This is a genomic window from Candidatus Zixiibacteriota bacterium, from assembly GCA_040753495.1.
Classification (GTDB): Bacteria; Zixibacteria; MSB-5A5; order GN15; family PGXB01; genus DYGG01.
In genome coordinates this window covers 25,730-36,638 of the sequence record JBFMEF010000151.1, presented here as the reverse complement: position 1 = coordinate 36,638, position 10,909 = coordinate 25,730, and the positions used below count along the sequence as shown (strand labels likewise).

The following is a 10,909-nucleotide window of genomic DNA, read 5'->3' as shown; positions in this document are numbered from 1 at the left end:
AGGGCGGACGATATCGTCATTCAGATGAAAAATTTCAGCGAGGGGGACCTTAAGGTCGAAGGATTTGAATTAAAGGGGCAGACCAGAATTTCTATTTACGCAATTGGCGGCGAGCTAAAAAACGCCGACCAGATGTTTGCCTACGGATGGATAATTAATTCTTCCGACCGCGAGCCGGTCTGGATTATGGAAGAGCAGGAGACTCATCGCTACGAAGGCTCCCGTTATCTGCGGGAATGCGAGGACGAGGTGACCCTCCCGGCCGGAAAATATGAGTGTTATTATTATGTGGGCCGCCCCTATTCGCTGGAAGGGATGGAAATCATTATCGAGGATATGGGGGATGCTTTCAAATGGCTGGGTGACATTATTGACACCGATGAAGAATCGAAGCGGGAATATTACAGTGAAGACATTAAAGACCTGCAGATTATGATAAAGGCGCCCGATGGCACCTTCACCCGCTTTGACCCGGTCCTGACGCGAAAGAAAAGCGCCATTGTCGATTTTTCACAGCCGGGTGATGACTATTTCGCCAAGAGAGGTTTCACCCTCAAGAAAGAACTGCCCCTGAAAATCATCGCCATCGGCGAATACTCCAGCAGCGACCGGGTCTTTGTTGACCATGGCTGGATAATAGACGCCGACAGTCTCAAGAAAGTCTGGCAGATGGATAAATGGAATACTTCCTGGGCCGGCGGCGGACGGAAAAACCGCTCCTTTGTCGGCGAGGTCACGCTTCCTCCCGGGAATTATCTGGCTCAATATATCAGTGATGACAGTCATTCCTTTGAGCGCTGGAACGTTCAACCGCCGTATGACCCGATGCATTACGGGATGGTTATCGCTCCGGTCAAGGAGAGCGACCGTCAGTTTATCTCCGATTTCGAAATCAGTTACGCCGAACCGGTCGTAGTTGCCCTTTCGCGGGTGGGGGATGATGAGTTTGTCTCCAAGGGATTCACTCTCAAGAAACCGGCGGCTTTCCATGTCGTAGCGCTGGGAGAATTCGGCTACGATGATGAATTCGCCGATTACGGCTGGATTGAAGATATTGATAGCGGTGAAAAAATCTGGGAGATGACTGAAGAAAACTGCACGCACGCCGGCGGCGCCTCCAAGAATCGGCGCTTTGATGGTATCGTCAAGCTCCCCGCCGGAAACTATATGGTCTATTACTCGACTGATGACTCTCACGCTTACAACGACTGGAATGCCTCGCCGCCGATGGAAAAAGAATTATGGGGGATAACCCTCTATGGCTTCGGCAAGAACTTTGACAAGAATATTGTCGAATATTTCGACCAGATACCTTCCAACAGCAATGTTCTGGTCGATTTGACCGGGCTGGGGGATGATGAGAAGGCGCGCCGTGAATTTGAACTGAAGTCAGCCGCTAAGGTGAAAGTTGTGGCTCTTGGCGAAGGTAAGGGGGGGCATATGTACGATTATGGCTGGATTGAGAATGCCCAGACGGGAGAAACGGTTTGGGAGATGACCTACCGGATGACCCGCCATGCCGGTGGCGCCGACAAAAACCGCAAAGTCGATACCCAGATTTTTCTTGAAGCCGGTAGATATGAAGTCTATTTCGTCACTGATGATTCCCATTCCTTCCCTGATTTCAACGCCTCCCGCCCGGAAAATCCCCAACGCTGGGGAATAATGGTACTGAAAGATTAGGAATGCAAAAAATTATTATGGGCAATTATTCGCTCGATATTCATTTAAGAAAAATCTTCTGGCCTGGGATGAAGTTTTAATGTAAGGACAGCAGCACTCACTCTTCCGTTCCCCCGGCGGAATTCGAGACTCTTCGGATTCCGCCGTTTCATTTCCCGCCTGGGATATATTCTCATTACAACTGCGGCGTCGAGAGATTTCGTATTTCACTCGCACCATCCGTGTGCTGCCCTCTTCTCGCGCAGGCCGTGTGCCGTCCCCCTCTCGCGCTGCCCATGTGTCGCACCCCCTCTCGCGCTGCCCCTGTGTCGCACCCCTTCTCGCGCCGTCCGTGAGCCGCCCCCTCTCGCGCCGTCAGGTGTCTCACCTGACGGTATCTTCAAAATCTTGTTCCCTTACCGGCCCGGTCTCTGGAATCCACGTGCTCAAACCTGCCAGAATACAATAATGAATTACCAGCAGATCTGGAGATCTGCCAGGCACATGAGGAACCAGTAGATCTGGAAATTTGCCGGGCAGATGAGAAGGTCTGCCAGGCAGATGAATCATTTCATCAACTTGACTACCCGAGTGCCGGCAATCCTGTCCCCGAATCGCGCCCGCTCCGGTGACTTCAGAATCAAAATCACACCGACAACGTTCAGTGCCGGAAGACTGTCCACCGCCCGCAGAAGATTCCTGACAAGACTTTTCTTTAAGCCCGGCCGACCGCCCTTAACGTCGACCACCTTAATCCCCAGCAATCGTTTGCCGACGGTCATCCCGGCCAGACCTTCAAGCAGAATGAAGTACAAGATAATAACTGCCAGAAAGATTATGCATAAGGGGTCACTAATGAACCAACCGCTTGCCCAGCGATGGTCTTTAGCCCCCATCAGCCAGACTCCTTTGACAATTCTTGTGATAACAAAAAATGGAAGGCTCAGGAGAGTGAAATCGATAAGCAGGGCTGTGAACCGTGTCCACAGGCCCGCAAAATGGAGACTATTATATCCGGAACCAACAGGCATATTGCAAAGGAACAGTTAACCGCAGGGAATATATATATTTCCGGAAAATAAGGCAATGCTATCGCACGGCTTGCAGATTTTCGGCCGGGGAGAGGATAGGAAAATTGATAGTAATCGTGGTTCCTTCGCCGGGAGTCGAGTCAATCGTCAATTTCCCTTTGTGATTCTCAATAATTCTCTTGCAGACCAGAAGCCCGAACCCATGCCCGCTTTTCTTGGTGGTGAATCGTGATTTGAAAGCATTGGCCAGCTGCTCCGGTGTCATCCCGACCCCATTATCGGTCACCGACAGGGCAAAATTTTCGTTTTCCTGGTCGAAGGTAATCAGCACGGCAACTTTCCGCCCCTTGCTCGAATCGTTCTCAAGGGTGGCGTCGGCGGCGTTGTTGAGCATGTTGTAAAGCAGCTGTTGCAGTTGTCCAATATCTGCCATGGTGAATATCGAACTCTGCGGCCGGTCGAACGAAACCTCAACATTCTGGAAATGACGATGCGCTTTCAGCGATTCCAGGACATCCTCCACCAGTTCGACAATATTGCAGGATTCGAATTTAGACGCCAGCGTCGTAAAATCCATCAGCCCTTGCGTGAACTTCTTGATATTGTCGAGATTACTGATTACGGCTTTGATATACTTATCCAGTTCCGAATAGTTTTTCTGATTAACCTGATGCTCCAGCAGAGAGATATTCCCGGAGACAACCCCGAGGAAATTATTCAATTCATGTCCAATTTCAGCCGACATCTGCCCCTTAACCGCCATCTTCTCCAATTGAATGGTCTGGTCCTGCAGGTCCTTCAGTCGACTGTAAGCATTGCGGGTTTCTTCCAGCAGAAGAATATTTTCGAAGGAGATAGCTATCTGGCTGGCGGTAATAGAGAGGAGCTGGCGGTCGCTGTCACTCGGCATTTCGTTGTCGGCGCCGTAACCGAGAATAAGAAATCCGTATAGATTGGCGCCGCGCTTCAGGGCGATATTGAGCAGGCAGTCATTCGGCTCATACCATGGCGGAATCAGGAACGAATTTATCCGGCGGTCGCCGCAGGCAGCAAAGAGAGGATGTTCTTCGAGAGTTTTTATCACTATGGGACCGTTCCATGTCTCACTGTTGACCGCCAGAAGGTCTTTTTCAAAGTGCTGAAGCGATTCCTCAAAGCGGTTCTCGGCCGAATCGGTTGTGAAAATCAAGCCTATCTGGTTATCTTCACCGGCTCTGTAAGCCACCGCTCCCCGCGCCGTCTTCCCCTGCATAAGGGCAAACCCGAGTGAAAGCCGCAAAAGCGATTTCTTGTCACCCACGGTGTACATCAATTGATTCAAGTCACTGAGACGTCCCAGTTGCCCGGCTAAAGTTTTCTCGGCATCTTTCTGCCTCTTGCGAATCGCCCCTTTGACCGCCTGACGAATCTCATTCAATTCGAACGGCTTCATGATATAATCATAAGCCCCTTCTTTGATGGCATCCTTGGCGGAATTCAGATTGGCGTAGCCGGTCATGAAAATAACCCCGATGGCCGGCACTTTTTCGCGGGCTCTTTTCGCCAGCTCCAGGCCGTCGCATTCCGGCATACGAATATCAGTCAGAATGAAATCGAAATGCTCCCGCTCCAGTTTGCGAAGGGCTTCCAGTCCTCCCGACGCCAGCTCAATTTCGTAGCCGGCATCTTCAAGGGCATCCTTCACCAGCGAGAGAACGATTTCTTCATCGTCCACCACCAGAATGCGGGGCGAGCGCCCGTCTATTTTTATCGAATCTGACACGTCAACGAATAGCTTTAACTTTTAAAGCATTGGCAATGATTGACTTCAATTCTTCCAGGTCAAACGGCTTGGTTAAACAGCAATAAGCTCCCGCCCGCGCCGCCTGCTCCGCCTGGCGGTCCGGGAAGGAATCGGTCATCACAATGCGCGACTCCGGCTTCAGTTTCTTAATGGCAATGACCGTCTGCAAGCCGTTTAATATCGGCATATGGACATCACAGAAAATTATGGCGTAATCCCTCTTTTTCGCCAGTTCGAAGCCGTCACGCCCGTTCTCGGCGACATCGACCTCGAAGCCCATATCGCGCAGAACCTCTTCAAGAAAAGAGCGAATAACCGGGGCATCGTCAATTACCAGCATTCTTTCAGGCATGGGCGCCCCCTCCGGCGCTGCGGTGGTCGCTGCGGAGCGATTTATCCACTTCAGCGCGCAGCTGCTTAATTGTAAACGGCTTCGAAAGGAAAGCGCAGACGCCGTAGCCGAGAGCAATACCGACCGAGGAAAGGCTGGAATATCCCGAAATTATAATTATCGGAGTATCCGGATAGGTTTCCCGCGCGAATTTGACTACTTCCTCGCCGGAGACACGGGGCATCTTCATATCGGTGATAATCAGGTCATATGCCCGTTCTCTAATCTTGGCAATCGCTTCATCGCCATCGGAGGCTTTTTCGACCGCGAAATCCTCCAGCACGTCAAAAAGAAAATCGCGCATGACCGCTTCGTCATCAACGATGAGGATGCTCTTTTTATTGACTTCGTCCATAAAATTGTCGGTTCCCGAGAGCGTTTCCAAAGTCTTTACTTATCAAGTACTTTATCGACCGGAGCCCCGCGTTTCTCCAGCGGAATAATTATGGTAAAGGTGGTCCCCTCGCCCACCCGCGATTTTACTTTGATTTCGCCGCCATGCTCTTTGACAATGCCATAGCTGACCGAAAGGCCTAATCCGGTCCCCTTGCCGATTTCTTTGGTGGTGAAGAACGGTTCAAAAATCTTCTTGAGGTTCTCTTCGCTGATGCCGTGGCCATGGTCGGTTACGGCTATCTCAACGGCTCCCGAGAACTCTCCCAGAGGCGGCAGAAAACGGGTCGAGAGAAGAATTTCCGAGCCCGGTTTGGAGGCATGCATGGCATTGATAATAATATTGGTAAATACCTGCTGCAGCTGACCGGGATTCCCCTGCGCTTTCGGCAGGTTGCGGTCATAATACTTGCGCAAGGTTATCTGGTTCATCATCAATTGATGGTCAATAAAGGTAAGCGTCTCCTCCAATACCTGGTTGATATCGGTCTCCAGGAACTCCACCGTCTGAGAGGTCCGAGAGAATTTCAGAAGATTCTGCACAATCGCTTTGCAGCGGCGCGACTGGGTCTCAATATCTTTAAGGTAGCGACTAAACGACTCCTGGTCTTTGGGGGTGAATTCGCTCAACTTCTTTGTCTGAATTTTCTCCAGGGCGAACTGCGAGTATCCCAGTATGCCGCCGAGAGGATTATTCAGTTCGTGGGCGACACCGGCCGCCAGTTGACCGATTGCGGCCATTTTTTCCGTCTGTATCAGTTGCGCCTGCGCTTCCTCCAGTTCCGTCGTTCGCTCAATAATCTTCTCCTCCAGAGTGCGGTTGTACTCCTCAATCTCTTCCTGCGATTTTTTAAGCGAAGCAATCATCCGGTTGAATGATTCCGCCAGAAGCCCTATCTCATCCTGCCAGTGAACCTCCACGGTCTTGCTTAAGTCGCCTTTGGAAATTTTGTCGGTAACCTCCACCAGCGATTCAATGGGGCGGGTGATAATCCTCACAAAGGCTGTCATTATGATTATTGCCGAGAAAACCACCATCAGGGTAAGCAGAATAGCCGCCGTCTGAGACTTGGTGACTTCCTTCTGGAGGTTATCCAATGTAATCCCCATAAGGACCTCGCCTATCACTTCCGTGTCAGCCTGCTCGGAGGCGCCGCTGGGGCTGGAAACCGCTCCCAGATTCTCTTTGGAGACAGTCGCCCGGCGAGTGGTGACAGGGTAAGTCAAGAGTACGAACTCAACCCCCTTGCTGGACTGGTAATGCTTCATACTGACGCAGCCAGAATGAAGCGTCGAATCGGGACTGCGGTGTTCGAGGGTCAAGCGCGCATCCTGCAGCGGATTCTCTCCCGATTCAGCCAGGATTCGGCCATCGACCGCGGTGATGGCGACATAAATAATGTCATCGGCGCGGGTGACGCCCTTAATCAGATTTTCCAGTTCCTCAGGCGATTCCAGGATGACTCCGTACTCGGCGTTGTACGCCAGATTGGCAACCAGGGTTTGACCGCGCCGACCCAATTCAAGATGATAGATCTCATTCTGGCGCTTGATCAGATAGCCGCTGATGATGAACATGCTGACAACAATCACCAGGAAGACCACCGCCACGAATTTTTCGCGGAGGCTGAAACGGCGCAGACGGGTCAGGAGGCTCATCGGTAAACCTCCTTGGCAACGGCCGCCAGGTCATCCGGAATGGTGACACTGATATGCTTGGCGGTTTTTTCGTTATAATGAAACCAGATAATCCCCGGGACGGCGACTGGAATCGATGCCGGCGGTCGGCCGGTAAGAACCTCGACCGCAATCTTGCCCGCCTGCCGTCCGATATCTTTGTAATCATAATCGAGCGCAAAGAGGGCCCCCGACTCCACCATATTGCGGGAGAAGCCCATAAACGGTTTGCTGTTGCGAAGAGTATTCAACAGGATGAAGCGAGTTGAACTGGGGCTGAAAATCTTTTCGTCCGCCACCGACCAGATGCCGTCGGTTTCACGACAGAGTTTGTCCAGCGCCGCAGGAATCTCTTTCTCCGAGACAATTTTCAGCGCCACCAGCTCGATGCCGTCGGCCTGCGCCAGCGCTTTCGCCGGCGGAATGAGATTGGCGGTGGACTCCGTGTAGAGGACGCCTATCTTCTTGAGTTCCTTGATTACCCTCTTGAAATATTTGAATTGAATGTCCGGCGGGATATCCAGCGAGGCTCCCGTTATATTCCCACCGGGATTTTGCAGGGAGCGGACAAAGCCAGACGTCTCTGGATTCAAAACGGCGGAGAAAATTATCGGTTTATCGTTGACCGTCTGTGAGACAACTTGGGTGGCGCGGGAACCTATGGTCAAAATCAATTTGGGGTTGAGAGCAGAAATGGCGGCCAGGGCGTTATCTTCATTTGCTTTGCCGTTCCCCAGATAGAATTCGTAAAAGGATGCCTCGGGATATTGCGCATTAATTGCCCCCCGCATCCCCCTAATTGTCCGCAGCGTCGATTCCACACTGTCGGCGTAAACAACGGCAAGCTTTATTTCCTGCGCCGACGCCACAGAGGCCGACAGGAGGAACGCCAGAATGGTCCAACCGAGAAGCCGCTTCATTTTCAAGTAGTACATTCCTCTCCTATGCCGAAAAGCGATGCACAGGCGCGTTCTGTCTAAATCTCTTTAACCTTTTCAGGATCTCCGAGACCCGTCACAAATATGCTCGGATATCAATCCAATTATCGGGAGGGGAGCCGAAAACTTGACTTCCTGCTCGATATATATAAATGTGGGTCGCCCCCTTTTCATTTTGAAACAGTCAATTCCGCCAAAATCAGATGATGATTGAGTAAAGATTTTGTCGGGGGAGACGATAATTTTTATGAAACCTTATTTTCTCTTAAGTGAGAGAATCAAATTCTAAATAGATGTCGCCGCTGAAAATTTATGGCTGAATAAATGCGAGAACAATGAGACGGAGGGTCCGGCTTTGAATATAAGTAAAGTTTCCTTTCATATAACGGTCGCATTAATTCTGTTAATAGCGCTTCCCTTGGCGCTATGGGCCGGGACTACCGGCAAGATTGCCGGCGTAGTCGAAAATAAAGTAACCGGAGAGCCGATTCCGGGCGCCACAATTCGCGTTCTGGGAACCGAAATCGCAACTCAGACTGACAGCGACGGCGAATATTTCATAATCAATCTTCCCGCCGGAACCTACGAATTGGCGGTCTCCATTATAGGGTTTCAGGGGATTCAAAAGGAAAATGTCCGCGTCCTGATTGACCTGACCACCCCGGTTGACTTCGAAGTGGAGCAGGTGGAAATCCCGCTGGCGCGCCAGGTCAAAGTTTATGCCGAGCGGGCCCCGATTCAGAAAGACCTTACTTCCACTCGTTCCACGTTGACGTCGGACCGAATGAGTTTTATCCCCAATTCCATTACGGTGCAAAACATATTGGCTAATATGGCCGGCACCGTGGTTGACCGGAATAACAACCTGCATGTGCGCGGCGGACGAGCCGGACAGATTTCATACTATTATGACGGTTTCTCGGTGCAGGATCCCTTTGTGGGACGCTCCGGAATCCGCATCATGCCGGACGCTCTGGAAGAAATTAACCTGACCTCCGGCGGATTCCCCGCGGAATACGGCGAGGCTCTTTCCGGTGTAGTCAACGCCGTGACCAAAGAAGGCGCCCAAGACTTTACCGGCAAGGTGCGTTTCTATGACGGCTACTCGACTCCTTTCAATATCGAAAAGGCGTCCTTTGATAATTTCCAGCGCACCAAGAACTCGGCGGCAGGATATGACCTTTCCGGTCCTATACCGTTCCTGGAAAAAGAGCGCGCCACGTTCTTTATAGCCGGCGAGTATATTCATGACGGCGGCTACTTGCCTCATAATAAAACCAAAGAGGTGGTACAGTCCGGGAAGTTTAATATCCAGCCTTCGCCCGATTTGAAACTCACCGCCACTGGCAGTTATCATCGGAAATGGGAAGAGCTCTATACCCATCGGGATGTCAATGACCGCTCCTATGATTTCAATCTCGATGGGCTCGGTATTGCCCGCTCCGAGGCTTATCTCTGGGGTCTCAAAGGAAATTATAACCTCAGCCAACGCAATATACTGGCGTTCTCCTACAGCCATTTCCATACCGAAAGCAAGCAGGCGCCCCAGCATCTGTTCGATACTTACTGGAACCAGTGGCCCGGTTATTCCGAAGACTCCAACGGCGTTTATAACGGCACCATTCATGAAGACAACTACCAGCTTTCGCAGGATTATTTCTGGACCGGTTTTACTTCCGGCGATGATTTCAATCCGACCTATCGGATGCGCTCGACCACCTATGATGCCATCTCGGCTAATCTGACCAGCCAGTTCAACAAGTACAACCAGATACGGTTCGGCGGCGAATACCGCGTCTATAATATCTTCTGGGATTTCAAGCAATTTTTCAATATTGAGCCGTACGGCGAGAAATATGATGAGTCTCCCAAATACTCCATGCTGTACCTGCAGGACAAGCTGGAACTGAAAGACCTCATTATTAATGCCGGATTGCGCTGGGATTATCTCAATTCCGAGGTCGATTATTGGCCCAATGTCCTTGACACGGCCAATAACCCGCGGGTCCGTTCCAAATCACAGTCACAACTGTCGCCGCGGCTGGGCGTATCGCACCCGATTTCCGACAATTCGATTATCCGCTTCAACTACGGCTACTTCTTTCAGGCGCCCAATTACACTACCATGTACACCAACTTGCAGGCTAATCTGAACAGCGGCTACCCGCTGGTCGGGAATCCGGCGCTGAAAGCGGAAAAGACGGTCGCTTACGAACTTGGTCTGAGTCATATGTTAAGCCCCGATATTCGCGTTGACGTTACCACCTATTATAAGGATATCAAAGACCTGATTTCGACCGAAGAGATTGGCCTTTACGGCACCACCCCGGTGACGCAATTCATAAATGAAGATTTCGGGTCGGTCAAAGGTGTTGATATCACGCTGGAAAAAATCTCCCGCGGGAATCTCTCCGGCTCGCTGGTTTACAGTTATATGATTGCCAAAGGGAATCTCTCCTCCGCCTATGACGGATATTATGACTATGTGACCGACCCGGAAAATCCGGTCAAGCCGGTAAAAGAGTTCCCGCTGGCTTTCGACCAGCGCCATACCATGACCCTCTCGGTCGATTACCGCGTGCCGCGCGACTGGCAGGGAAGACTTTTTGGCATGACTCTGCCCGGCGCCTGGGGTATCAATATGGTCGGACATTATGGTTCCGGATTGCCGTACACCGTAACCGACCAGAGCGGACGCCAGGAAAAGGACCGTCTCAACGAAGGAAGACTTCCGGCCAACTACTCTGTCGATATGAGATTCAACAAGGATGTCTATCTGGGGCAGAAAAATCTATTTTTCTCTTTCTTCGTCGAAGTGGAGAATCTGTTCAATCGACGCAACATAATCAATGTTTACACCAATACCGGCCGTCCTGATGATGACGGTCGCATATATGACCTGACGTCCGACCCGGACGGCTCGGGTCCATATACGGCTGAAGATGTCAATAGATATTACCGCCTGATGGCAAAAGACCCTCAGAATTATTCGGCTCCGCGCATAGTCCGAATGGGCCTGGAGTTCAATTTCTAA

General features: G+C 51.1%; 8 protein-coding genes. 2 read left to right on the top strand and 6 right to left on the bottom strand.

Going from position 1 to position 10,909, the window contains the following annotated elements:
- Positions 1–1,683: hypothetical protein (locus AB1690_10155; protein MEW6015673.1), on the top strand; the 1,683-nt coding region annotated here is incomplete at its 5' end.
- A gap of 545 nt (positions 1,684–2,228) precedes the next feature.
- On the opposite strand, the gene AB1690_10150 is transcribed toward AB1690_10155, so the two are convergent.
- The 6 genes from AB1690_10150 to AB1690_10125 are packed head-to-tail and all read right to left on the bottom strand — an operon-like array spanning position 2,229 to position 7,872.
- Positions 2,229–2,693 (bottom strand): RDD family protein, encoded by a 465-nt coding sequence (locus AB1690_10150; protein MEW6015672.1) that lies wholly within the window; start codon positions 2,691–2,693, stop codon positions 2,229–2,231.
- 58 nt (positions 2,694–2,751) lie between these two features.
- A complete protein-coding gene (locus AB1690_10145; protein ID MEW6015671.1) occupies positions 2,752–4,455 on the bottom strand; it encodes a response regulator in 1,704 nt (567 codons plus the stop codon).
- 1 nt (position 4,456) lies between these two features.
- The gene (locus tag AB1690_10140) at positions 4,457–4,828 is read right to left on the bottom strand and encodes a response regulator (protein ID MEW6015670.1); all 372 of its coding nucleotides are present in this window, start codon (positions 4,826–4,828) and stop codon (positions 4,457–4,459) included.
- Positions 4,821–5,222, bottom strand: coding sequence for a response regulator (locus tag AB1690_10135; protein ID MEW6015669.1), 402 nt, complete (start codon positions 5,220–5,222; stop codon positions 4,821–4,823). The genes AB1690_10140 and AB1690_10135 overlap by 8 nt, the downstream gene beginning before the upstream one ends.
- A gap of 35 nt (positions 5,223–5,257) precedes the next feature.
- Positions 5,258–6,919, bottom strand: a complete 1,662-nt coding sequence (locus tag AB1690_10130; protein MEW6015668.1) for an ATP-binding protein — start codon at positions 6,917–6,919, stop codon at positions 5,258–5,260.
- Positions 6,916–7,872 (bottom strand): ABC transporter substrate-binding protein, encoded by a 957-nt coding sequence (locus tag AB1690_10125; GenBank protein MEW6015667.1) that lies wholly within the window; start codon positions 7,870–7,872, stop codon positions 6,916–6,918. Before AB1690_10125 ends, AB1690_10130 begins: the two co-directional genes overlap by 4 nt.
- 358 nt (positions 7,873–8,230) lie before the next feature.
- On the opposite strand from AB1690_10125, the gene AB1690_10120 reads away from it, so the two are divergent.
- A complete protein-coding gene (locus AB1690_10120) occupies positions 8,231–10,909 on the top strand; it encodes a TonB-dependent receptor (GenBank protein MEW6015666.1) in 2,679 nt (892 codons plus the stop codon).